This is a genomic window from Sphingobacterium sp. HJSM2_6 (assembly GCF_049316305.1).
Classification (GTDB): domain Bacteria; phylum Bacteroidota; class Bacteroidia; order Sphingobacteriales; family Sphingobacteriaceae; genus Sphingobacterium.
On sequence record NZ_JBMOXB010000005.1, the window covers coordinates 186910 to 210718 of the forward strand.

The following is a 23809-nucleotide window of genomic DNA, read 5'->3' on the forward strand; positions in this document are numbered from 1 at the left end:
CCATATTCCCTATGTTACAACCTAAACCAAAATGAACAATCAAACGCTGATCTTAATACAGTGCCAAGACGCTGTAGGCCTTGTTGCTTTAATTTCAAATGTGTTAGCACATCATCAACTAAACATCATCACGATGCGGGAATTTGTGGAGGAAACCGATCAAAAATTCTTTGTTCGTGTTGTCTGTACTGGTGATTTGAAAGATCAGTCTTTGCTCGAACAGGATCTTTTGTCTAGACTTCCAGCAAATACACATTTAACGATCAATCCTTCTCGCAATAAACGTTTAGTCATCTTAGTCACTAAGGAGCATCATTGTTTAGCGGATATATTGGTACGCCATAGTTTCAAAACAATGGAAGCTGAAGTACTTGCCGTGGTTGGGAATTACCCGGACCTAGAGGACTTTACTAAAAAATTCAACATACCATTTCACTGCATTTCGCATGAGGAAAAAACAAAAGCTGAATTTGAAAATGAACTTGCCGAAGTTGTCGCTCATTATCAAGCGGATTACATCATTTTAGCGAAATTTATGCGCATCCTATCGCCAAGCTTTGTTTCTAAATTCAACGGCAAATTGATCAATATACACCATTCATTCTTACCTGCTTTTATTGGTGCAAACCCTTACCAACAAGCCTACGACCGTGGTGTAAAAATCATTGGAGCTACCGCACATTATGTGACAAATGATTTGGATGAAGGACCAATAATCGTTCAAAACATAAAATCAATAGACCATAGTTATAATGTTCCGCTCATGCGGAAAGCAGGGAAGGAAATAGAAAAAGCCGTATTGAGCAAAGCTATTCAACTCTTAACGGAAGATCGGGTGATGTTACATGGCAATAGAACAATCGTTTTTAAGTAAACTGAATACAAAATAATACGCACACCCTAATTAAATTATTGTTTTTTAGGGTGTGAATTTAATGCTAATGATGAGTGATCGAAGTTAAATTTCCTAGTGCTTTACTTTAACTTTCCTTCAAGACTTTTTCTCTAAGTTCTACTAAACGAATAAAATTAAGAACTTGATTATCTTCCATAATATTGGAAGTCCATTCTTCCAAATCAAACATATAAATTTGACGAATCTCTATTACTCCTAAAAAAGTCCATCTTACCCATTCACTTTCCCCATTTTTGAATTGAAATTCTTTATCATAAGCATGTTTTTTGGCTTTATTGAATGCAGAAATTTTATCACTGGACAAGAGGAGGACTTGTTGTTCATCAAATTGCTCAGTATGAAGACCCATTCCAGTCGTTAATTGAAAAATTAATTTACAAGAATAGTAGTTCATAACCTATTGTTTAATTTTATAACAATTATGGAGTGTATTTAACTCCAATACTTACAGCAAATTTGGGTTTCATACCGTGATAAGGAATTTTACTAAACATTTTGCTTCTTTCTTTTTCACCATAGGCAAATGTTCTCAAAGCTGTAAATCCAATCGAAGGTCCTATATCAAATTTCCCAATATGATAGTTAGCAGTTCAATTATCTTACTTTAATTTTAGAGGTTCTTGATTTTAGTCGCAAATTGAATTGCTGGATTGAGTATCCTGAAACTTCTATTGCATAATATCATTCATCAGATATATGGTCCTATGCTTAGAAATCCTTTCAGTAAAAAATTCAGAGCTAAATATTTCAATGGGCAAATTTCACAAAAATAGCAATCAATTAGTGACCACAATCACTTTAAGCTAAGTCCTGTTGTTACTTTTTTAATTATACATTATTCTTTACTTGCGTCATCGAAAATATTAATTCATGACGCATTCTTTTCATATTCCTGTTTTAGGCCTAGCATTTTCCATAGATACCGCAATCAAGGTAGCCCAATATGGTATATCTTCCGTGATTTCCTTAGTGGATGATGATCTATTGGAACGCATGCGTGCTTATTACAGTAAACTGTACCAGCAATTGTACCAAGCAATCCCTAAACATGAGGAAGATGCTCGGGCAAAACGTATAACAGCCTATTTGGATCTCGTACATGATATCGTGGAAGAGCAGATGAAAGAACTTAAATACAGCGATTGGTCAACGAATAAATCGGTTCAACAATATATCGGCTTATTAGCCAATGAGCATCCACTTACACAAAAGTTTTCCGCATGGATGGATTCAGAAAGTGAAGCAGAAAGGTTAACCTTAGCGGAAGAGATCCGGCAGGCATTTGATAGGGGCAATATTGATGTAAATATCATGTCTAAAGTGGATAAAATCAATTATAGCAAAAATGGTGAAGCGCTAGATGCTACCTATTCCGATGCTAGTGCGGCCATCAGGGGATTTGCAAACAGTAAACTATCCTCTTCGGTGGTTCTTTCAGCAGGAATGAATCCTCAACTGTATGCTTACCTAGGCGATCTTGCCATATTTTTACCAAACGCTTCAGGTCAATTTAGCAAAAAAATTACCTTAAAAGTCTCGGACTATCGTTCCGCATTAATCCAAGCGAAATACTTAGCCAAAAGAGGAATTTGGGTTTCCGAATTCCGCATCGAATCGGGTCTTAATTGTGGAGGTCACGCGTTTGCCACAGAGGGCTTTTTATTAGGCCCGATTCTCGATGAATTTTCAAAAAACAAACCCTCACTTATTGCAGATGTGTTTGCAATTTATCAAGAGAAATTAGCCGAAAAAAACCTGTTTTTACATGAAGCTCCACAAGTTTTAATCACGGTACAAGGTGGGGTTGGCACAGCAGCAGAGCATCAATTCTTATTATCGCAGTATGAAGTCGATGCTGTTGGTTGGGGTAGCCCTTTTCTATTGGTCCCAGAAGCTACTACGGTAGATGATAATACCTTAAATCAGTTAATTCATGCAACAAAAGAGGATTTTTATTTATCAAACGCCTCGCCCTTAGGTGTTCCTTTTCATAATTTCAAGCGAAGTACCGGAGAACAAGATCGCTTAAAACGAATTGCCCAAGGTAGACCAGGTTATCCATGCAGTAAAAAATACTTAGTCAGCGATAAAACCTACACCGAAGAGCCCGTATGTACAGCCTCTCGCGTTTATCAAGCTCATAAAATCAAGGAATTAGAGCAACTTGAATTGCCCAATGAGGAGTTTAAAAAACAATACGATCAATTGGTAGAGAAACAATGCTTATGTGAAGGATTAGCCAGTGCTGCCTATTTGAAATATTCCCTTTTAAAACCGAAAGAACGTCAAGCTGTGGCAATTTGCCCGGGTCCAAATACGGTTTATTTTAAGCAACAATATACCTTAAAAGAAATGGTTGACCATATATACGGTCGAATCAATGTACTTCAGGGGGTGGAGCGACCGTCCATGTTTATCAATGAATTGGAACTCTATGTACAATACTTGAGCCAATACATCCAAGCGAATGTACTGGATATGGATCTTAAAAAAACAAAATACATCAATCGGTTTAATCAGCAACTCTTAGAAGGAATTAGCTATTATCGAAATCTTCACCATAAAATTTCGCAAACCTTAACTGATACGAAAGATTCCTTTTTAGAATCACTAAATGATTATGAAATAAAACTCAAACCACTTATTATATAAAATTAATATCCTACCTATGAATTGGGAGGTGGCCGTTTTTATAACGGCTGCTTTCTCTTTTTGAACATCTGAAGATTTTACAAACTAATTTACCCAAATAAAGCGCTAATCTTCAACAACAAAAACCCGAATACATAATGGTTGTATTCGGGTTTGTTAATTGTATCCATATTCTGATATTACCTGTAAAATTAGGTGCTTATTTTTCTGAATTTTCCAAACACACCTAATGGTAATTTTGGACCTGCAGTAGCTTGTAGAAATAATTCTCCTATCTCTAAATTTTCTACTGTTGGGAAGGAGGTTTTTATTAGATTTTCAACAATAACGGATGAAAAGCCCAATGAGTAGGTGTTTAAAATCAAGAAATGTTCTTTTGGATCTAATAATTGAACAACATCCTGCATCATTTCCATAATATGATCTTCCAATTTCCACTTTTCTCCTTTTGGTCCATGACCGTAGGCTGGAGGATCTAATATTATGCCGTGATAAGTGTTGCCTCGTTTTAGCTCTCTTTTAACAAATTTCAAAGCATCTTCCACCACCCAACGGATGTCAGAAATTCCAGAAAGTTCTTGATTTTCGTTAGCCCAAGTTACCACTTGCTTAATAGAATCCACATGGGTTGTATCAGCACCTGCAGCTTTTGCAATGAGTGAAGCTCCCCCAGTATAGGCAAACAAATTAAGCACTTTAGGTGTCGGAGTTTTAAAGGCTTTGACCGTTTCTGAAATATAATCCCAGTTAACGGCTTGTTCTGGAAATATACCTACATGTTTAAAGGAAGTTAATGCCAAACGAAATTTGATCGCTACATCCTCGTTTTTATATTGAATGTGCCAACGATCAGGCATTTTAGGATTCTTTTTAACCCAATCACCACTAGTTGCTGATCGTCCTCTAAATTTTATATGATGCCTTTTATTCCATTCTGCTTCACCTAAGGTTTTAGGCCACACGGCTTGTGGTTCTGGGCGTATGAGAATGAATTCACCAAAACGCTCAAGTTTTTCAAAATCACCACAATCGATTAATTCATAATCTTTCCAGTGTTGAGGAGTAAGAAGTTGTATAGGAGATTGCTTATTCAATGTATTTTTTTGTGCAAAGATAGCAAATTAAGCTAAACTATGATTAAAGGGAATTATCGTTTCATGGTATCACGAGCGGCTTTCATCAATGGACTAGCAAAAACGAAATCATTTAATTCCTTATTATCGGACATAAGCATGTCTTGATTGGAACCTTCCCAATACTTTTTACCTTGATATAAAAATAAAATGTACTCCCCTATTCCCATCACAGAATTCATATCATGCGTAACAACCACAGTTGTGGAATTATATTCTTGCGTAAGATCTTGGATTAATTCATCAATTAATATAGAAGTTGCAGGATCTAAGCCTGAATTAGGTTCATCGCAAAAAAGATATTTAGGACTCATGCTGATAGCACGTGCAATTCCCACCCTTTTCTTCATTCCTCCAGAGAGTTCTGCGGGATATAATTTGTTCTTTCCAGCAAGATTAACGCGTTCTAGGCAAAAATTTGCGCGATCAATCTTTTCTGCTCTGCTCATTTCCGTAAACATATCTAAGGTAAATATGATGTTTTGTTCTACGGTCATGGAATCAAACAAAGCGGAGTTTTGAAATAACATGCCAATTTCTTTACGAATAGGTACTCGTTCTTCAAAAGACATTTTGGTAAATTCCTGCTTGTCAAAATACACCTTCCCTTCATTGGGTTGATGCAACCCTACAATACATTTCAACAAGGTACTTTTGCCCGAGCCCGAGCCGCCAATAATTAAACTAACTTTACCAGGTTCAAATTCGGCATCAATTCCATCGAGCACTAAATTATCACCAAAAGATTTATGAATATTTGTTACTTCAATCATATTCTTTTATAACATTAACGCAGTTATAATGTAGTCAAACACTAAAATTGCAATACATCCAATGACCACGGCCTTTGTTCCAGCTTGACCTACTTCCAAAGCTCCACCACGTACATAAAAGCCTTTATATGCTGGTACTGTTGTAATAATAAAACCGAAGACCATCGCTTTAACCATCGCAACAGAAACTGTAAAACCATTAAAGCCACTGCGAATACCATCGATATAATCGGCCATGCTTACAGCTCCGGATAAGGCACCTCCAAAAAGACCACCTACCAAGGCACAAAATATAGCTACCGTAACTAATGCTGGAACCATAATAACCCCAGCAATGACTTTAGGCAAAATGAGGTAACCTGCAGCATTAATCCCCATGATTTCTAAGGCATCAATCTGTTCAGTTACGCGCATAGAACCAATTTGTGAGGAAATGGCCGAACCGACCTTTCCCATTAAAACTAAGGCTGATATGGTAGGTCCAAGTTCTAAAATATTAGAATCTCGATTGATTTGACCAATTACCGAGGAGGGGATCAAATCAGACACTAACTGAAAAGCGATTTGCATGGTCATTACTGCACCAATAAAGGTGGAAATAATAACAATTAAGCCTAAAGAGCCCACGCCTACCTCACTCATTTCATGGAGCACCTCTTTCCAATAAATTTTCCATTTTTCAGGTTTTCGAAAAACTTTCTTTAGTAATAGTATATACTCACCGATATAGTAAAAAATCATATATCCTTTGTTGATTTTAAAATATTAAAGCCAATCCTTCGAAATTCAGCACGTACAAATTAAAGAATTTGTTGAAGATAACAATTCTAATCCACTCTTTTTACCGACAAATCTAATTCATTTACCGAATAATTAAACGAGATAACCTATTTTACATTTATATATTTGTATAATCGTAGTAGTTTTGATGAAGACAAAGGAACAAAACAATGAATAATAAAATAGCATCTGGTATTTGGCTTGTATTTTTTGGAATCGTATTCCTTCTGCATAATTTCCGTATCATCGATTTTAATTTTTATAGCCTAATCAATCTATGGCCATTATTGCTCATTTCTGTAGGTGTAACCTTATTACTTCAAAATAGACCAAACAGTAAAATTATAATCATCCTAAGCAATGTGTTGTTATGCGGTTTCATTTTCTTTAAAGGTGTTACCTCGAATGATGGCTTAATCCCTTTCATTAATGTAACAAACGACGATAATGAATCTTTTATTGCTAATAATCGAGTGACCCAATCGTTGAACGAAGAGGAAGGAACGGCACGCATGGAATTGAATGCTGGAGCAGCAAAATTTATCATAGACAGTGAAGTGGAATCGCAATTATTGATTGATGCCTCTACAGCTTCTAAAAACTCATCGCTTGATTTAAAGTCCAGCGACCAACAAGGCAATCATGTTGAATTGACGACTCAAGTAAAATCTTCAAAATCCAATAATAATAACACTTTTTTCGTTCATCTAAACGATAAGCCAATATGGGATTTGGAATATAATTTAGGAGCAGCCAACATTCAAGCAGACTTTAAAAAATTAAAACTTGGATCCTTATCTATTAATTCGGGCGCAACAAATTTGTCAATTTACCTCCCTACGCCTACGCAAGAAACAAGTCAAATTGAATTAAATACGGCCGCGTCTAGTATTAAATTATATCTACCGAAAGGCGCAGCTTGTAAAGTCGAAACAGAAACTATATTTTCCAACAATAAATTCGAAGATGTACCTGTCGTAGAAGATAAAGCTCGAAAAACCACGGATTATGATCTAGCAACTCATAAATATCATATTGTGGTGGAAGGAGCTGCAAATTCATTAAGCATTTTACGCTATTAAGCTGGGAAAATAGCTAACTTTGTCTTGATATGGAGACTAAGAAATCAAACCTGCTTCAAGCTGGCTATTGCAATTCAAAAACAACGTATGAACGCTATCTCACTCGGGAAGTAACGATTGGTGATATCCCTATGGGTGCTCATCATCCGATTCGGATTCAGAGTATGACTACCGTCGACACCATGGATACCTTAGGTTCGGTGGAACAAACGATTAAGATGGTGGATGCAGGTTGTGAATATGTACGCATAACTGCTCCAAGCATCAAAGAAGCAGAAAACTTAGCCAATATTAAAAAAGAACTCCGTCTTCGAGGCTATCAAGTTCCATTGGTTGCCGATATTCACTTTACACCCAATGCAGCAGAAGTTGCCGCAAGAATCGTAGAAAAGGTTCGTGTGAATCCGGGAAACTACGCTGATAAAAAGAAATTTGATCAAATAGATTATACCGATGCCGCTTACCAAGGTGAGTTGGATCGTATTTACAAGAAATTTGCACCCTTAGTCGCTATCTGTAAAGAATATGGCACTGCCATGCGCATAGGTACCAATCACGGTTCATTATCCGACCGCATCATGAGTCGTTATGGTGATACGCCAGAAGGTATGGTGGAATCTGCATTGGAGTTTATGCGGATATGCGAAGACTTAAATTACTACAATCTCGTGGTGTCCATGAAATCTTCTAATCCTCAAGTCATGGTGCAAGCTTACCGCCTTTTGGTGGAAAAAATGCAGGCCGAGGACATGAATTATCCCCTGCACTTGGGCGTTACGGAAGCTGGAGATGGTGAAGATGGCCGTATTAAATCTGCCGTAGGAATTGGTACTTTATTGGAAGATGGATTGGGTGATACCGTTCGGGTATCCCTAACAGAAGAACCTGAAAAGGAAGCTCCTGTGGCCATTGCCTTAGTGAATAGGTATAGTAAACGAGCAAAAGACGCCATTCAAACACCAACTAGAGAAATCATTCAACTCGCTAGTCCGACTAAAACAGAAGCTTATACCTCCCTAGAGGTCAATGCTTTTATTGGAGGATCCTTAGTTCCGCGAATTATTGTTGATATCTCTTCAAAAAACCTAAAAGATCCTTTTATCTTATCGGATGTTGGTTATAAATATGACGCGCTATTGGATAAGTATCATATGGGTGATCAGTCGGTAGATTTTGTGTATTTAGGGGATGAACTTCCTTCATTCAACATGCCAGGTAATTTAAAACAATTGTATAATTACAAAACCTGGTTGACCCTGTCGAATAAGGCTAATATCCATCCGATTTATTCCTTAGCGGAATACAATCAGGCAACTGAAAAAGACGGTTCGATGAACCTGATATACTTGAAGAATGAGGATTTATTATCTGAAGAATTTGCGCAATTATTATGGAATAAAACCTGCGTTTTCATTCTTGAAACGACGCATATCCACGGAATGGCAGATCAACGACAATTTTTCGCTAATCTACAGGAGATCGGTATCAATTGCCCAGTAATTATCAAAAGATCTTACCCTGCATCGGAGTTTTCGGGGCCTGTAGGTGATTTCATGAGTCCGGAAGAACCCATCTCCAAGATTCAATTGTATGCGGCTACTGATTTTGGTGCTTTACTGATTGATGGTTTAGGTTCGGGCATATGGCTTGATTCATCGGCTACGCCTACCGCCAATCTAGCCTCTATTTCTTTCGGTATACTGCAAGCGACACGATCTCGAATATCAAAAACAGAATACATTTCCTGCCCTAGTTGTGGAAGAACTTTATTCGACCTCCAAGAAACGACGCAAATGATTCGCAGTAGAACCAATCACTTAAAAGGATTGAAAATAGCGATCATGGGTTGTATTGTGAATGGTCCAGGTGAGATGGCGGATGCCGATTACGGATATGTCGGTGCTGGACCTGATAAAGTGACACTGTATCGGAGTAAAGAAGTAGTGAAACGTAATGTTACTTCTGCTCGTGCACTCGATGAATTGATAGAAATCATCAAGTCTGATGGTTTATGGATTGAAGAATAAACCTTGATTGAAATAAGTGAATTGAAATGAGAGATTTGAGAAGTTAGGTAGGAAAATTAAGCCCTGTTCCACATTCAATACGGTATAAAACCCCCTAAAAGGGTTACTAAACTACGAGTTCTTGAATAGAAGTATTTCGTTGAACTTTTTAATCGAGTGTCTTAGATTTAATGCTTAACCTCGCTTATCTCCTACCTAACAGTTAATATCTCCAATTTAAGGGCTAGACTTTCTTAAACCTCATTACTGCAATATCCCCAATGATGAGAGTCAATGTATTTTCGTATTCGCTATGGATATTTACTTTTTCTAGCGTTTGTAAAAACAATGGTTCACCATCAGTTGGGCAGGCCATTCTAGTTGTTGCTAACGTATTAAACTTAATTCTTCTTCCTTGTAGTTCAACTTGACCATTAAGTTGATTACACCCCGAGTTACCAGTCACTTTATTGTTGCTTAGATCAAACACTAAAGTTGGCTTTTTATTCGGGAATAATTCATTAAATGGCTTTTCAGATCCGGCTATATAATCTAATTCCCAAGTACCACTTAACGATGTTTCATTAGGCACTTCTTTAAACTTAGCTAAAGCCTTTCCATTTTTACCTTTACTTAGGACAAGGATTTCTCCTTCCAAGCGGTAATTGGTGCTATTCTGAAATACTGATGCTAATGCTTGATCGGATTCCATATCATCACAGGCCATCATTGTAGAAATGCCACGAGTGAAAGTAATTTGATTGTTCCTGCCAAATTTAAATTCCCCATTCATGGTATTGCAACCGCCAGTTGCTGTATAGCGCGCTTCCTCTTCTAAAAATTGAAGGAATGGCATTTTCCCATTGATTGTTCCAGAGATTTGCTTTCCTGCTAATTCAATAACCTGCCATTTCTTGCCAGTCACCGCTGCAATATCAACACTTTCATCGGGGCTAACTTGCTTCTTGCTAGCACATTGAGAAAATAAAACGATTGATAAGACCAGTAAACTATTCATGATTTGTTTCATATATTTTTCTTTATGATAAAATTAATCTATTAGGAATACGATGATTAAAGCAGATTCGCTACTCAAATCATGTAAATCGACAGGCATAGGGCAAAAACTATGCTAATATTTGGAATAATTATTTCTAATTTTTCCTGCATAAAAGAGATAATCTACTAATTTGGTATATTTTGCAAAATCTCTATCGAATTTGCGCTGTTTTGTTTATGTTTGTAGCTAATTAAGAATTATTCTAAAAGAGATTGGATTCCTATTTTATCTATATTTTAGTTCCTTTGGCAATATTCAGTTTTATTGCTTTGTTTACGCTGTTTGCAGTCTATGCGGAGCGTAAAATTGCTGGTTTCGTACAAGACCGTTTAGGACCTATGGAGACCGGGAAATTTGGATTATTACAAACCTTTGCGGATATTCTTAAATTACTTCAAAAAGAACTAATCAATCCAGCTGCTGCAGATAAAATACTATTTGCTGTAGCACCTGTCCTCATTTTTACCGCAGTATTTATTGGTTTTTCCGTAGTCCCTTGGGCTGCAGATTTTGTACCAGCAAATACGCATACCGGTTTGTTTTTCATTATGGCCGTAGTGTCCATTGATGCAATCGGTATATTAATGGCCGGCTGGGGATCGAATAATAAATATTCTTTATTAGGCTCTATTCGAGCAATTGCACAAATGGTTTCCTATGAATTACCGGTAGGTCTCTCGCTGATTGCTGCCGTAATGATTTCTCAAACATTGAACCTAAATGAAATTGCCTATAGCCAGGGTGTATTATCACCTGAGCCTATCTATTTTCTTGGTTTTTGGAATGTTACTGATATCGGAGGCCTATTCGCTTGGAATATATTCCAAGCTCCCCACCTCATTGTCAGCTATGTTATATTTTTTATAGCCTCTTTAGCAGAATGTAATCGTGCTCCATTTGATATCCCAGAAGCAGAAAGTGAATTAATAGGTGGCTTCCATACAGAATATGGAGGTATACGATTTGCCTTTATTTTTCTTGCTGAATATGCGATGATGTTTCTTGTGGCCATGTTGGGCGTCGTTATATTCTTAGGTGGTTGGAATACCATTCTTCCGAATATTGGTTCTTTGCGCTTAGCCGATTGGACCACTGGTTTATATTGGGGCATCGCTTGGACTTTATTTAAATCTTTGCTCATCGTAGCAATTCAAATATGGATTCGTTGGACATTGCCACGTTTCCGCGCGGATCAATTAATGACTTTATGTTGGAAAATCCTTATCCCTTTAGCCTTTGTTTGTATGGCAATCTCAGGGATTTGGAGATTAATGGTGATGGTATAACGTGATAGTAAAAACGACCATACAAGGACTAGTAACTGCGGTTAAAGGGCTTTCATTAACGATAGCTCACTTATTTGCTGCGCGTAAGGTTCGGAAGGAATTGGATATTAAAAATGATGATTACTTTCAAGACCAAGGAGGTATTACCACCGTTCAATTTCCTAAAGAAAAAATGCCTATTCCTGAAGTCGCACGGTACCAATTGGATGTGGAAATAGATGATTGCATTGTTTGCGATTTATGTGCAAAAGCTTGTCCTGTAGATTGCATCGCCATAGAAGCTATAAAATCTCCAGAGGCCATAGGAAAAACTTCCGATGGTAGTGTGAAAAGACTATATGCCGCACAGTTCGATATCGATATGGCTAAATGCATGTATTGCGGACTATGTACGGTGGTTTGTCCGACAGAATGTATCACCATGACTGACCAATATGACCGCAGCTCATTCAACCTGGCTGATCTTACGTATACCTTTGCAGATATGACAGCGGAGGAAATAGAACTTAGAAAAAAAGAATGGACCACACATCAAGCAGCGAAGGAGGCTGCTAAAAAACAATAATGGAGCTCATCATTTTCTATATATTCGCTTTCATTGTACTCACTTCTGCAATCTTGGTGGTGAGTTTGAAAAATACGGCGCGATCCTTATTTCTGTTTTTTGTGGTGCTATTTGCCATGGCAGGCTTATTTATCTTTGCCTTTGCAGATTTTATAGCCATTACTCAAATATTAGTCTACGTGGGCGGGGTGCTGATATTAATGATATTTGCCTTTATGCTTTCCAACAAACAATTGCTGGAAGATTTACAAAATACCTCTAAAAAGTTTCTCTCACTTCCCAATTGGCAATCCTTACTTGTTGCTATTGGCTTTCTAGTCGTAATGAGCTATGGCATCTTCGAATGGCAAGAACATACGCCTAGGTGGATTACAGAAAATATACATAAAGGTGCTGTAATTGGCCCTTCAGATAATAATATTGAGGAATTAGGGATTAAATTCATGACGAAGTATTTACTTCCATTTGAAGTGATTTCCCTCTTTCTTTTAGCGGCATTAATTGGTGCAGCACACCTATCCAGAAAGGAGGATCATTCGTGATTACCTTAACTCATTTCCTGCTGGTATCAGCTGCTTTATTTAGCATAGGTTTATATGCTGTTCTAGCCAAACGAAATGCCATTATGATATTGATAGGTATTGAATTTATTATTAATGCCGCTATCTTAAACTTAGTCGCATTTGGTAAATACGATAAGATCAATTATGGGGGGCAAGTGTTTGCATTATTTGCTATTGTTCTCGCAGCTGCTTCGGTCGCTGTTGGATTAGCAATTATTTTAAATCTGTACCGTAAACACCAAACAATTAATCCTGAACAAACAACAGATTTGCGCGACTAATGGGAGATTTTGCAAGTATAACGATCGGTTCGCTAAGCATCATTATTGTCATGCTTCCTTTGTTAGCCTTTATCTTACAAGCGCTATTGGGAAAACGTGCGGTTTCAGGAAATATCTCGCTAGTTGCTATTGTACTGAGCACCATGCTAAGTGCCTTTGTCGTATTTCCAGCTATTTGGCAAGAAAAGATCGTTCAAGAAGATATGACTTGGTTTACTATTGGTACTCAAAGTTTTCAGATCGGTATTCTCCTCAATAACCTAACTGCATTAATGCAATTCATAGTCTGTATTATTGCATTACCTGTTCATATTTATTCAAAAGCCTATATGAAAGGTGATCCAGGTATACATCGTTATTGGATGTATTTAAGCCTGTTTTGCTTTGCTATGTTGGGATTAACGATTTCCAACAACCTCTTGATGATGTATATCTTTTGGGAGCTAGTCGGATTTGCTTCTTATTTATTAATAGGATTTTGGTTCACTAAAGACGCTGCTGTGCAAGCGAATAAAAAGGCATTTATTATCAATCGTATTGGTGATCTAGGTTTTCTTCTCGGTATTGCAAGTATCTATAGTCTTTTTGGTACTTTAAATATTGATCGTTTATTCTCCGAAGGTGGATTAATTTATACGAACTTAACTAATCAAGGTGGTTTAACAACCTTTGCCGGTATTTGTTTTTTCATTGGGGCAATGGCTAAATCGGCACAATTCCCACTGCATGTATGGTTGCCTGACGCAATGGAAGGTCCTACAGCAGTTTCCTCTTTGATCCATGCTGCAACTATGGTCGCTGCAGGGGTCTTTTTATTAAGTACTGTATTCCCTTTATTTAATGAAACGGTATTGCTACTCATTGCCATCATCGGATGTATCACCGCATTTATTGCAGCTTTCTTTGCATTAACACAGAAAGATATTAAAAAAATACTAGCCTTCTCTACCATTTCGCAATTGGGATTTATGATGGTCGCTATTGGCGTAGGCGCATGGGATGCTGCTATGTTTCATTTGGTGACGCATGCTTTCTTCAAATGTTTACTTTTCTTAGGCGCTGGTGCCGTAATTCATGAAATGGCTCATTTAAAGGCTGCCGAAGGACTTGATATTGACCCTCAAGACATCAATCAAATGGGTGGATTGAAAAAATGGATGCCTAAGACCTTTGCGTGTATGACTATCGCCTCATTAGCATTAGCTGGCTTCCCTTTAACTTCAGGTTTTCTGTCCAAAGACGCCATCTTAATCTATTCCTTTGAATGGGCAATGGAACAGGGTTCTTTATACCTAATTATTCCTTGCACCTTAATATTGGTAAGTATACTAACGGCATTTTACATTGGCAGATTGATATTTAAAGTGTTTTTTGGGGAATTCAAGGTTCAGGTTTCAACAACTAATTTACATGAAGCAAATCGAGTGATGTTAATCCCTATGATTTTCTTGGCAACCTGTTCCCTATTTATCGTATTTAGCTTTAATCCTATAACCTACCAACAGGCTTTTATCATGCTTGGCTTTCCTGTAACACATGCAGCGCAAGAAATAGCTGTTCTTCATATGCTATTACCAATAGGCTTAACGATGACTAGTTTAATCGCCTGGTTGATTGGATGGAAATGGTATGTAAAACAACAGTACCCTTTACAAGGAAATAACTTCTTGATGAGCCTATCATTTCATCAAGGCTATTTCAATGAATCTTACCAACGCTTGTTTGTCAATAATACCCTGAGCATAAGCCATGGCCTCTTTTGGTTTGATCGGCATATTGTAGATGGTATCGTAAATTTTATGGGTACTTTTATTCGAGGCCTAGGAAAACTTAGCGACTGGATAGATCGATATATCGTGGATGGATTTGTGAATTTTATTGGAAATTCCACGTATTATATAGGTCATCTATTGCGATGGATTCAAAACGGTAGACTACAAAACTACTTGGGTTTTGCATTTACCATTTTATTAATTGGAATTATTTATTTGATATTAACTTAAGATGGGACTATTATCCTTACTTATATTTTTACCATTACTAGCAACTGTAATCATACTGCTGCTACCAAAGCTGTATGAACAAAGCTTTAAATATATCGCATTAGCTATTGGCCTTGTTCAAACCTGCCTTGCCGCATTCCTATATTTCAATGGCAATGGTTCATCAGGATTGATGTCAGATGTAGCGAATTACCAGTATGTCGAACAATTGCCATGGATTCGCATGAATTTAGGCAGTTTAGGTAATTTGGAAATTGACTATTTCCTTGGAGTAGACGGTTTTTCATTACCCCTGTTATTATTAAGTTCATTGGTGATGTTGATGGCGGTTGCTGCATCTTGGAATATGGAAAAAAGTAAAAAAGGATATTTCTCCTTACTCATGATTCTGAATACTGCGGTAATGGGAATATTTTGTGCCTTGGATTTCTTTTTGTTCTACGTGTTTTATGAAGTGATGCTGTTACCCTTATATTTCTTAATCGGAATATGGGGAGGCGCACGAAGAGAATATGCAGCGATAAAATTCTTCCTATATACCCTATTTGGCTCTGTTTTCATGCTATTAGTCATTGTTGGTTTATATTTCTCCGTACAAAATCCAGAAACAGGAGCGCATACGTTTAATATGTTGCACATGATGAATCCTGCGAATTATATCCCAGGAACCATCTTTGAATTCCTCAATAACCCGAATGAAATTTTCGGCATTTCTGCACGTTTAATTGGTTTTGCGGTGTTGTTTATTGCCTTTGCGATAAAAATCCCAATTGTACCTTTACATACCTGGTTACCAGATGCCCATGTGGAAGCCCCGACACCGGTATCCATTATTTTGGCAGGTATACTCTTAAAAATTGGTGGCTATGGCATCATTCGAGTATGCATAAGTATTTTTCCAGATGTATTTGCCGAGACCAATTGGTGGTTAGGATTAATCGGTATTATTTCCATATTGTATGGCGCATTAAATGCGATAGCACAAACTGACTTGAAAAGATTGATCGCCTATTCCTCTGTATCTCATATGGGATTTGTCCTGTTGGGTATTGCATCCTCCACGGCAGAAGGAATTTCTGGCGCCGTTTTTCAAATGTTAAGTCATGGTTTCTTATCTGCGGCCTTATTCTTTTTAGTAGGCGTCATTTACGATCGTGTACATGATCGATACATCTATCATTTCAGAGGACTAGCTAGCATTATGCCGAAGTTTACCGCTTATGTTGCCATTGCATTTTTTGCCTCCTTAGGTTTACCAGGGTTCTCGGCCTTCATTGGTGAGGCTTTTGTTATCATCGGTGCATTCAATGCAGAAAGTATAGGCACTGGAATTCCTCGTTGGATGGCCATATGTGGATCAATTGGTATATTATTAAGTGCTGCCTATTTCTTGTGGACATTGCAACGCATGTTTTTCGGTCAAACTAGACTAAAAGGTGGTGAAAATTGGGCATCTTCTCTACAAGATTTAACTGTTCGTGAACAAATCATATTGTTCCCAACTTTAGCCTTAGCGTTACTTTTGGGTATTGTACCCTCTTTAGTTTTTGATACCTTAAACCCATCGGTATTAAGTTTACTTAACTTATTAAACCCTTATTTTTAAGGAATTGTATGAATGATTTTGTGTACTATATAACCGATCATCTCAATCAAATAATTGGTTCTATCCATTTATTTTTCGTTGAGTTGGTACTCGCTTTAGGGTTTTTATTAACTATTGGAGCATCCTTGTTTTTGGATAAGCGATGGAAAAACAGTTCATTCATCGTCAGCATACTAACGTTCATTGCTGGATTGATCGTTTTAGGCACACAGTATCAATATTATACCATCGGATTTTTTGGCATGTTAACATTAGATCCCTTAAGCTTCTTCGCTAGAGCCTTAATCTTAATCGGGATCCTCATTAGCTGCGTCTATATCCATCATGATGTACAGCATAAGCCCAATAACAAACGAGTAGGTGATTTATACGCAATGCTTATTGCAGCCTGTATTGGTATGAATACGCTTTGCTTAACTAGCAATTGGTTATTAGCATTCATCGCCTTAGAGATGGTGTCCATTTGTTCCTATATCATGGTTGGTTACTTTGCTGCGGACAAAAAGCAAACAGAAGCGGCCATGAAGTATGCCCTTTTTGGCTCTGTCTGTGCAGCGGTTATGCTTTATGGTTTATCATTGATCTACGGCTTTACTGGCAATCTCGACTTCGCAAGTCAGCGCCATATTCAAGGATTAATCGATGCTCCAGAAGTCATGTGTAGTATTGCTTTACTTTTTGTTTTCACAGGAATAGGTTTCAAATTAAGCTTTGTTCCATTCCATTTGTGGACTCCAGATGTATATGAAGGCGCTCCTACTCCGATAACAGCTTTCCTATCCACAATCCCTAAAATCGCTGCCGTAGCTTTATTTGCACGGTTAGCCGAAGCATGGATTTCTACTCAATTCTACTTCAGCGACCTCAGCTTTTTGTTTATCAGTTTCGTCGCCATAGTGACCATGCTCGTAGGAAATCTAATCGCACTAAGACAAACAGAAATTAAGCGTATGATGGCCTATTCATCCATTGGCCATACAGGTTTCTTAATGATGGCAATCATTTCCTATTCGAGCGGGCAGCAACAGATGCTCCTGTTTTACTTAGTCGTTTATACCTTGATGAATTTAGCAAGCTTTGGATTTATTATGCTGATAGAACGACAAATAAATAGTACGAACCTGAAGGATTATGCTGGTTTAGGAAAAAAATTCCCCGTATTATTTAGTTGTTTTTCATTTGTCGGAATCGCATTAATCGGGCTTCCTCCTACCGCGGGTTTTGTAGGAAAACTTCTTGTCTTCAGCAGTATCTTTGATTTATTTCAAAACAGCCAAGACTCCAACTTCTTATGGTTACTGATAGTCGGAGCATTAACGTCGGTGATATCCTTATTCTATTACTTTAAAATTCCATTATATGCTTTTCTTAGAAATGCCGAAAAAGAACGAACGATAACTTCTCTTTCATTTTCTACGACCTATGCGATAGTCATCCTATTGACTTTAGGAATTTTAATCATCGGAATATTCCCTTCCTTACTTCTTCATTTAATAAGTTAAACAAAACTAAATTGATTTCAATTTAAGCTACTATTTAATAATTACTAATACGAAGCTACCTTTAATAATTATATTTGTATATGATTAGTACTACTGCAAACCATATTTTTCAGCAAGTAATCTCCGATTACCATATTTTCGATGAAATTGATCATGAGATTAATAATCCGTATGACCAAGCAAGCTTAGCACATTTATTATATCTTAAATGCTGGATAGATACCGCCCAATGGCATATGGAAGACGTGGTACGAAATCCCAATATCGACCCGAAAGATGGTTTATATTGGAAAAGAAGAATTGATAAACAAAATCAAGTGCGTACCGATACTGTTGAATATATTGACAGCTATTACCTACAGCTATTTAAGGATGTTAAGGTATCCGAATTCGCAAAAATAAATTCTGAAAGTCCCGCATGGGCTATTGACAGATTATCGATTTTAGCGCTTAAAATTTACCATATGGAACAAGAAACTTTACGGGCTGAAGTTTCTGATGAACATCGGACTGTCTGTCAAGAAAAGTTACAAGTTCTTTTAGAACAACGTACAGACTTATCTCAAAGTATCGATGAATTATTAAGGGATATCCAATCCGGTCAAAAGTACATGAAAGTTTATAAGCAAATGAAAATGTATAATGACCCCAATTTAAATCCTGTACTTTACGGATCTCAAAAATAAATCCATGAAACGTATTATTGTAACGCGTTTTTCAGCAATGGGCGATGTGGCTATGGTTGCATCCGTATTGAAAACCTTACAAAATCAACAGGAAGATTTGGAAATTATCCTCGTTTCAAGACCATTCTTCAAATCTTTCTTTGACCAGATTCCAAGGCTTCGATTTCATGCCATTGAACCTAAAGGCAGGCATCAAGGCATTTTTGGGCTATTCAGCCTATTTAAGGAACTTAAAAAGTATCAGCCAGATGCTGTAGCAGATTTACATAATAATTTAAGATCTAGATTTCTAGATGTACTCTTTAAGCTCGCCGGAATTAAAACTCAGGTATTAGATAAAGGAAGAGCAGCGAAGAACGCATTAACCAGGCAGGAAAACAAAATCCTAAAACCCCTAAAAGCTACTACAGAGCGTTATGCCGATGTGTTTAGGTCTTTAGGAATTCCAGTAAAGCTAGACCATCAATTGCACAAAGAATTTAGACTCATCTCACAAGGGATGCAGCAAATCGTTGCAAATCAACGATTGAAAATTGGGATTTCCCCTTTTGCACAGCATAGCTATAAAATATTTCCCCTACACAAAATGGAAGAAGTCCTTCAATTTCTTTCCTTACAACAAGTTGAAGTAATTCTATTTGGAGGTGGAGACAAAGAAAAACAAATCTGCGAGCAGTGGGCAGCCTCATTTCCAAATGTCACTTCTGTGGTTGGCCAATATTCCCTAAAAGAAGAATTGGATATTATTTCCCATTTAGATGTAATGATTAGTATGGATAGTGCAGGGATGCATATGGCCTCCCTTGTTGGAACCCGAAGCATATCCCTTTGGGGAGCAACACATCCATATGCGGGGTTTTTAGGTTATGGCCAACAAATTGAAGACTGTATCCAAGTAGATCATCCTAACCGACCGAATTCTGTTTATGGCAATAAACCCTGTCCTTGTGGCGATATTGAAGCTATAGACCTTATTAGTTCCGCTATGGTGATCGATAAATTGAAACTAGTTATTTCGGAGAATAAATAGGTATTCGTTCACATTAATAGCACAGACGTATAAACATGGCTAAATTAGGGTTGATCACAATTAGGTATGGAACAGAAATCAATGGTGGCGCCGAATACCATTGCAGAATGCTTGCAGAGCGGTTTGCACACAATCATGAAGTCGATGTTTTAACCACTACGATTAAACGTTTAAACCATCCAGAGGATGTATTTCTTGCCGGCGAAAGTGTACTAAACAAGGTGAATATCCGCAGATTCGATACACAGGAGCCCAATAGCAACCTTCGTCATCAATTCAATAAAAAAAGTAAAATTGCTCGTAAAATAAGACGTACGATCTATAGATTTGGTTTAGCAAAATCTATTTTTTCTAAATACCCAGTTTGGAAATATAAGTTACAAGAAGAAACCGAACTTTTTAAACAGCATGACTTTTATTCATCAGATTTATTGCAGTTCATAGAACAAAACCATCAATTATATGATGTGCTTCTCTTCTTCACCTACGAAAATCCATTAACTCAATTGGGCTCTTTAATAGCACCTCAAAAAACCATCCTTATCCCAACAGCCCATCTAGAAAGCATGTTATTCAAAAGCAGCACCTCTGTGCTCTTCCATACCGTGAGGTACATCGCCTTTAACACAGAAGCTGAACAGGATATGTGTCTAGAGATCTTTAGTCATCAAATGGCGGAACATGGGGTTATTGGCGTTGCTGTAGAAATTGCAAAATCTCCTCAGTGGGCACATGTACAAGATAAATTTAAAGTAACAAAACCGTATTTATTGTATTGTGGCAGAATCACGCAAGTAAAGATTAATAATTTCCTAGATTACTTCATACAATTTAAAAAAGAACATGCCATTGATTTGCAATTGGTATTAACAGGAGAAAATGAATTGGAAACAGTAGCCCATGAAGACATAATCTATGCAGGTTTTGTTTCGGAAAATGAGAAAATTGCATTAATCGAAAATTGCTTTGCTGTAGTCAATCCTTCCCTCGCCGAAAGTCTATCTTTGATTGCACTAGAAGCGATGACCCTCGGAAAGCCAGTCATTGGAAATCAACATTCGACGGTAATGGTAGAACATGAGCGCAGAAGCCACGGTGCTGTACAATGCTATAGAGATTATGCCTCGTTTAAATCCATCGTATTAAACTTAATAAATCAACCCGAACAGTTAAAAACAATAGCCGAAAAAGCCCTAGAATATGTTCATTCAAACTATAATTGGAATATTATTATAGCTAAATTTGAAGGCCTTTTTAAAAAAATAATTAAATAAAACTACCTATGATGAGGATCGGATATGATGCTAAACGTTATTTCTTAAATCGTACTGGTCTAGGAAATTATAGCCGTGATTTAATCCGCATACTCGAAACCTATTACCCAGAAAACGAGTACCTAAAATACAGTCCAAAAGTAAAACCAGAATATATCAATCAAGTTCCTGACTGGCAGCTCAAAAATAAAGTACCCCTAGGATTTTGGAACAAAAGTTTCCCCAGCCTTTGGAGAAACCGATGGATCGTACAAGATTTACGCAGAGATAACATCGATTTATTTCATGGACTATCCGGAGAAATACCGGTAGGCTTAAAGCAGACAAACATCAAATCGATCGTCACTATTCATGATCTTATTTACCTTCGATATCCAGAATTGTATAAGCCCTTAGATCGATGGATTTACAACAAGAAAAGTTTGCATGCGGTCCAAGAAGCTGATAAAATCATTGCAATCAGTCAACAGACGAAGCAAGATATTATGCAGTTTTATCAGATCCCAGCAAATAAAATCGAGGTGATCTACCAAGGTTGCCATCCTGCCTTTCAAATTCAACGAACCGAGGAAGAGAAACAACAATTACGAGAAAAGTATAAATTACCGCAGCAATTTATCCTAAATGTAGGATCCATTGAGCCTAGAAAAAATGCCTTTCAAATTGTAAAAGCAATAGCGCACATGGATATTCCTTTATTGATTATTGGAAAAATGACACCATATGCGGAACAGATTAACAAGTATATCGCAGAAAAAAACCTAGGGAATAGAATACTGTTGAGACAAGGGTTTTCTATGGATGAATTAGCAACCATCTATAGCATGGCAACTATTTTTGTATACCCATCCAAATTTGAAGGATTTGGAATCCCGATTATCGAAGCCCTATACGCTGGAACACCCGTAATAACCAATCAAAAAGGGGTATTTCCAGAAGCTGGAGGACCATTTTCATATTATATAGATCCAGAAAATATTGATAATTTATCCTATGCCATAGAGACGGTACTAAACAGTACAGGAATACAAGCAGAAATGCGAACCAAAGGCTTAGCATATGCGCAGCAATTTAATGATGACCGCATTGCTAAACAGTTAATAGATTGCTATACTAGTCTTTAGTCTCGGGCCGAACTACCGGTATCCGTTGTTGTAATTTTTTCCAATGATTCGAACGATCACGATAGATTAATAGTTTGCCCAGTTTATATTTAAACTGCAGAATGCCTTTATAGTCAAAATCCACTACCCTATATCCCACTTCTGGATGTTCTTTAATTACATCCTCAATACCTCGAGTATAAACCGTAGGGCCAGTCATGGCATGAACATCATGAGGAAAAGCATTTTGCTCTATATTCTCCAGCATGTACTGTATGGTTCGTTCTAAGAAAGGATGTTCTTTCTCGAAAATTAAACCCCATTGGGCAAATAAGTTTTGATGATTTTTTTCCCGAGCAATGACCGCTGAATCAGATGGAAAGATATATTTATCCAAATTAACCAATATATCGCTATCCAAGTCCAAGTAAATCCCACCCTTCTTATAAAGAATGGCATATCTAAAAAAATCAGCTTTAGCTGCTCCAATTTGCAATTTAGCGTAAGCTTGATAAACTCGATCACTAAAGTTCATTTTTATAAACTCCTCCACCGCTACATCATCATAAAAAACATAGTCATAGGATGGATTTTTCCTTCTGAATATCCAGATATATAATTTTGTTAACCAGGGAATATCATGAGTTTTAAACGTCTGGTAGATAACTTTAGGAATTGCCATAAATGCTAATTTTCAAATAAATACTTGGACAAACCGTCAGTACAACGAGTCAATTGATTGCTTATCGTTTGTTTTAACAATTCATCATTTTGAGGTAGTGCAGCTTTTGGTTCCTCAGGATGGTATAAATGATAGGCTAACGCTTCAAATTTAATCAATTTACCTTTCAGCCCATGATTAATTAATCGCTCCACAAATTCGCTATCTTCCCTACCCCAGCCCACAAAACGATTATCAAAACCATTAACTGCTTTTATATCCTCCATAAAAAAAGACATATTGCAGGACCTCACCTTATTTTTATTGATTAAATCCTTCCGAAAAAGATTTGCAAGCGTTAGCGATCGAAATGCAGTTAATCTTTTCTCCAAACGATTTTCCACTCCATTCTCTAAAAATGCAGGATCAAAATAACTAGGTTTCTTGAGTAACTGCTTAGTTTTATCGTCGGTCAATAATACCCGACCACCCTGCAAAAATTGATTAGGTTTTGCATTTCGAAGATGATCTTCCATGAAATGCTTTTCCAAAACCATATCCCCATCAATAATAACGACATATGGAGATTTCACTTGTGCTAAAGCAAGATTACGAATCGCTGCAGCACGAAAACCCAAATCTTCATGCCATACATGGATTAGTTTACAAGGAAAATGAGCTTGATACTGCAAGATGAGGGAAGCCGTCTCTTGTGTAGAACCATCATCAGCGACGATGACTTGAAAAGGTAAAATAGTTTGCTTACTTACAGCCATTAGCACCATTTCTAAAGCGTCAGGTCTGTTATAGGTGGTAATAACTAAATCTACATTCATTTCAAGGGTCG

The 23809-nt window shown here is 37.2% G+C and carries 23 protein-coding genes; 15 read left to right on the forward strand and 8 right to left on the reverse strand.

Features of this window, described 5'->3' with window-relative positions; genetic code table 11:
- The first annotated feature begins 31 nt into the window (after window positions 1–31).
- Window positions 32–874: a formyltetrahydrofolate deformylase gene (purU, locus tag ACFRAE_RS06690; RefSeq protein ID WP_422796355.1), complete on the forward strand. Its 843-nt coding sequence runs from the start codon at window positions 32–34 to the stop codon at window positions 872–874.
- A gap of 106 nt (window positions 875–980) precedes the next feature.
- Here the strand turns inward: purU and ACFRAE_RS06695 are convergent, their stop codons facing one another.
- Window positions 981–1310, reverse strand: a complete 330-nt coding sequence (locus ACFRAE_RS06695; protein ID WP_422796356.1) for a DUF4288 domain-containing protein — start codon at window positions 1308–1310, stop codon at window positions 981–983.
- A gap of 25 nt (window positions 1311–1335) precedes the next feature.
- Window positions 1336–1491 carry a DUF6268 family outer membrane beta-barrel protein gene (locus ACFRAE_RS06700; RefSeq protein WP_422796401.1) on the reverse strand — a complete coding sequence of 52 codons (156 nt, stop codon included), beginning with the start codon at window positions 1489–1491 and terminating at the stop codon, window positions 1336–1338.
- Between the two features lie 295 nt (window positions 1492–1786).
- Between ACFRAE_RS06700 and ACFRAE_RS06705 the strand changes: the two genes are divergently transcribed.
- Entirely contained in the window at window positions 1787–3568 is a 1782-nt protein-coding gene (locus ACFRAE_RS06705) for a hypothetical protein (protein WP_422796357.1), read from the forward strand.
- Between the two features lie 191 nt (window positions 3569–3759).
- Here ACFRAE_RS06705 and ACFRAE_RS06710 read toward each other — a convergent pair whose 3' ends face one another.
- The 3 genes from ACFRAE_RS06710 to ACFRAE_RS06720 are packed head-to-tail and all read right to left on the reverse strand — an operon-like array spanning window position 3760 to window position 6215.
- The gene (locus tag ACFRAE_RS06710; protein ID WP_422796358.1) at window positions 3760–4662 is read right to left on the reverse strand and encodes a class I SAM-dependent methyltransferase; all 903 of its coding nucleotides are present in this window, start codon (window positions 4660–4662) and stop codon (window positions 3760–3762) included.
- A gap of 53 nt (window positions 4663–4715) precedes the next feature.
- Window positions 4716–5474: an ABC transporter ATP-binding protein gene (locus ACFRAE_RS06715; protein ID WP_422796359.1), complete on the reverse strand. Its 759-nt coding sequence runs from the start codon at window positions 5472–5474 to the stop codon at window positions 4716–4718.
- Window positions 5475–5480: 6 nt separating this feature from the next.
- Entirely contained in the window at window positions 5481–6215 is a 735-nt protein-coding gene (locus tag ACFRAE_RS06720) for an MlaE family ABC transporter permease (RefSeq protein ID WP_422796360.1), read from the reverse strand.
- A gap of 209 nt (window positions 6216–6424) precedes the next feature.
- On the opposite strand from ACFRAE_RS06720, the gene ACFRAE_RS06725 reads away from it, so the two are divergent.
- Window positions 6425–7336: a LiaI-LiaF-like domain-containing protein gene (locus ACFRAE_RS06725; protein ID WP_422796361.1), complete on the forward strand. Its 912-nt coding sequence runs from the start codon at window positions 6425–6427 to the stop codon at window positions 7334–7336.
- 29 nt (window positions 7337–7365) lie between these two features.
- Window positions 7366–9363, forward strand: coding sequence for a (E)-4-hydroxy-3-methylbut-2-enyl-diphosphate synthase (gene ispG, locus ACFRAE_RS06730; protein ID WP_422796362.1), 1998 nt, complete (start codon window positions 7366–7368; stop codon window positions 9361–9363).
- Window positions 9364–9586: 223 nt separating this feature from the next.
- On the opposite strand, the gene ACFRAE_RS06735 is transcribed toward ispG, so the two are convergent.
- Window positions 9587–10372 carry an META domain-containing protein gene (locus ACFRAE_RS06735; protein WP_422796363.1) on the reverse strand — a complete coding sequence of 262 codons (786 nt, stop codon included), beginning with the start codon at window positions 10370–10372 and terminating at the stop codon, window positions 9587–9589.
- A gap of 242 nt (window positions 10373–10614) precedes the next feature.
- Here ACFRAE_RS06735 and nuoH point away from each other — a divergent pair, with 242 nt between their 5' ends.
- From nuoH to ACFRAE_RS06790, 11 genes are all read left to right on the forward strand, one after another.
- The gene (gene nuoH / locus ACFRAE_RS06740) at window positions 10615–11688 is read left to right on the forward strand and encodes an NADH-quinone oxidoreductase subunit NuoH (protein ID WP_422796364.1); all 1074 of its coding nucleotides are present in this window, start codon (window positions 10615–10617) and stop codon (window positions 11686–11688) included.
- A gap of 1 nt (window position 11689) precedes the next feature.
- On the forward strand, window positions 11690–12253 hold the full coding sequence (locus ACFRAE_RS06745) for a 4Fe-4S binding protein (RefSeq protein WP_422796365.1): 564 nt from the start codon (window positions 11690–11692) through the stop codon (window positions 12251–12253).
- Window positions 12253–12795, forward strand: coding sequence for an NADH-quinone oxidoreductase subunit J (locus tag ACFRAE_RS06750; RefSeq protein WP_422796366.1), 543 nt, complete (start codon window positions 12253–12255; stop codon window positions 12793–12795). Before ACFRAE_RS06745 ends, ACFRAE_RS06750 begins: the two co-directional genes overlap by 1 nt.
- Window positions 12792–13097 (forward strand): NADH-quinone oxidoreductase subunit NuoK, encoded by a 306-nt coding sequence (gene nuoK / locus ACFRAE_RS06755; RefSeq protein ID WP_422796367.1) that lies wholly within the window; start codon window positions 12792–12794, stop codon window positions 13095–13097. The genes ACFRAE_RS06750 and nuoK overlap by 4 nt, the downstream gene beginning before the upstream one ends.
- Window positions 13097–15100, forward strand: coding sequence for an NADH-quinone oxidoreductase subunit L (gene nuoL, locus ACFRAE_RS06760; protein WP_422796368.1), 2004 nt, complete (start codon window positions 13097–13099; stop codon window positions 15098–15100). Before nuoK ends, nuoL begins: the two co-directional genes overlap by 1 nt.
- A gap of 1 nt (window position 15101) precedes the next feature.
- Window positions 15102–16706 carry a complex I subunit 4 family protein gene (locus tag ACFRAE_RS06765; protein WP_422796369.1) on the forward strand — a complete coding sequence of 535 codons (1605 nt, stop codon included), beginning with the start codon at window positions 15102–15104 and terminating at the stop codon, window positions 16704–16706.
- Window positions 16707–16714: 8 nt separating this feature from the next.
- On the forward strand, window positions 16715–18208 hold the full coding sequence (locus ACFRAE_RS06770; protein WP_422796370.1) for an NADH-quinone oxidoreductase subunit N: 1494 nt from the start codon (window positions 16715–16717) through the stop codon (window positions 18206–18208).
- A gap of 80 nt (window positions 18209–18288) precedes the next feature.
- Entirely contained in the window at window positions 18289–18894 is a 606-nt protein-coding gene (locus ACFRAE_RS06775; RefSeq protein WP_422796371.1) for a DUF4254 domain-containing protein, read from the forward strand.
- 4 nt (window positions 18895–18898) lie between these two features.
- Entirely contained in the window at window positions 18899–19924 is a 1026-nt protein-coding gene (locus ACFRAE_RS06780) for a glycosyltransferase family 9 protein (RefSeq protein ID WP_422796372.1), read from the forward strand.
- A gap of 35 nt (window positions 19925–19959) precedes the next feature.
- Window positions 19960–21198 carry a glycosyltransferase family 4 protein gene (locus tag ACFRAE_RS06785; RefSeq protein ID WP_422796373.1) on the forward strand — a complete coding sequence of 413 codons (1239 nt, stop codon included), beginning with the start codon at window positions 19960–19962 and terminating at the stop codon, window positions 21196–21198.
- A gap of 8 nt (window positions 21199–21206) precedes the next feature.
- Window positions 21207–22322: a glycosyltransferase family 4 protein gene (locus ACFRAE_RS06790; RefSeq protein ID WP_422796374.1), complete on the forward strand. Its 1116-nt coding sequence runs from the start codon at window positions 21207–21209 to the stop codon at window positions 22320–22322.
- Here ACFRAE_RS06790 and ACFRAE_RS06795 read toward each other — a convergent pair.
- Both ACFRAE_RS06795 and ACFRAE_RS06800 read right to left on the reverse strand, forming a co-directional pair.
- Window positions 22312–22983 carry a glycosyltransferase family 32 protein gene (locus ACFRAE_RS06795; RefSeq protein ID WP_422796375.1) on the reverse strand — a complete coding sequence of 224 codons (672 nt, stop codon included), beginning with the start codon at window positions 22981–22983 and terminating at the stop codon, window positions 22312–22314. The two genes, ACFRAE_RS06790 and ACFRAE_RS06795, sit on opposite strands and share 11 nt — an antisense overlap.
- A 5-nt stretch (window positions 22984–22988) precedes the next feature.
- Window positions 22989–23798 (reverse strand): glycosyltransferase family 2 protein, encoded by an 810-nt coding sequence (locus ACFRAE_RS06800; protein ID WP_422796376.1) that lies wholly within the window; start codon window positions 23796–23798, stop codon window positions 22989–22991.
- Window positions 23799–23809 lie beyond the last annotated feature (11 nt).

What these genes read in the sequence shown, in the direction of transcription:
- purU (WP_422796355.1), top strand. Translation starts at nt 32, where the DNA reads ATGAACAATCAAACGCTGATCTTAATACAGTGCCAAGACGCTGTAGGC.
- ACFRAE_RS06695 (WP_422796356.1), bottom strand. Translation starts at nt 1,310, where the DNA reads ATGAACTACTATTCTTGTAAATTAATTTTTCAATTAACGACTGGAATG.
- ACFRAE_RS06705 (WP_422796357.1), top strand. Translation starts at nt 1,787, where the DNA reads ATGACGCATTCTTTTCATATTCCTGTTTTAGGCCTAGCATTTTCCATA.
- ACFRAE_RS06715 (WP_422796359.1), bottom strand. Translation starts at nt 5,474, where the DNA reads ATGATTGAAGTAACAAATATTCATAAATCTTTTGGTGATAATTTAGTG.
- ACFRAE_RS06720 (WP_422796360.1), bottom strand. Translation starts at nt 6,215, where the DNA reads ATGATTTTTTACTATATCGGTGAGTATATACTATTACTAAAGAAAGTT.
- ACFRAE_RS06725 (WP_422796361.1), top strand. Translation starts at nt 6,425, where the DNA reads ATGAATAATAAAATAGCATCTGGTATTTGGCTTGTATTTTTTGGAATC.
- ispG (WP_422796362.1), top strand. Translation starts at nt 7,366, where the DNA reads ATGGAGACTAAGAAATCAAACCTGCTTCAAGCTGGCTATTGCAATTCA.
- ACFRAE_RS06735 (WP_422796363.1), bottom strand. Translation starts at nt 10,372, where the DNA reads ATGAAACAAATCATGAATAGTTTACTGGTCTTATCAATCGTTTTATTT.
- ACFRAE_RS06750 (WP_422796366.1), top strand. Translation starts at nt 12,253, where the DNA reads ATGGAGCTCATCATTTTCTATATATTCGCTTTCATTGTACTCACTTCT.
- nuoL (WP_422796368.1), top strand. Translation starts at nt 13,097, where the DNA reads ATGGGAGATTTTGCAAGTATAACGATCGGTTCGCTAAGCATCATTATT.
- ACFRAE_RS06765 (WP_422796369.1), top strand. Translation starts at nt 15,102, where the DNA reads ATGGGACTATTATCCTTACTTATATTTTTACCATTACTAGCAACTGTA.
- ACFRAE_RS06770 (WP_422796370.1), top strand. Translation starts at nt 16,715, where the DNA reads ATGAATGATTTTGTGTACTATATAACCGATCATCTCAATCAAATAATT.
- ACFRAE_RS06775 (WP_422796371.1), top strand. Translation starts at nt 18,289, where the DNA reads ATGATTAGTACTACTGCAAACCATATTTTTCAGCAAGTAATCTCCGAT.
- ACFRAE_RS06780 (WP_422796372.1), top strand. Translation starts at nt 18,899, where the DNA reads ATGAAACGTATTATTGTAACGCGTTTTTCAGCAATGGGCGATGTGGCT.
- ACFRAE_RS06785 (WP_422796373.1), top strand. Translation starts at nt 19,960, where the DNA reads ATGGCTAAATTAGGGTTGATCACAATTAGGTATGGAACAGAAATCAAT.
- ACFRAE_RS06790 (WP_422796374.1), top strand. Translation starts at nt 21,207, where the DNA reads ATGATGAGGATCGGATATGATGCTAAACGTTATTTCTTAAATCGTACT.
- ACFRAE_RS06795 (WP_422796375.1), bottom strand. Translation starts at nt 22,983, where the DNA reads ATGGCAATTCCTAAAGTTATCTACCAGACGTTTAAAACTCATGATATT.
- ACFRAE_RS06800 (WP_422796376.1), bottom strand. Translation starts at nt 23,798, where the DNA reads ATGAATGTAGATTTAGTTATTACCACCTATAACAGACCTGACGCTTTA.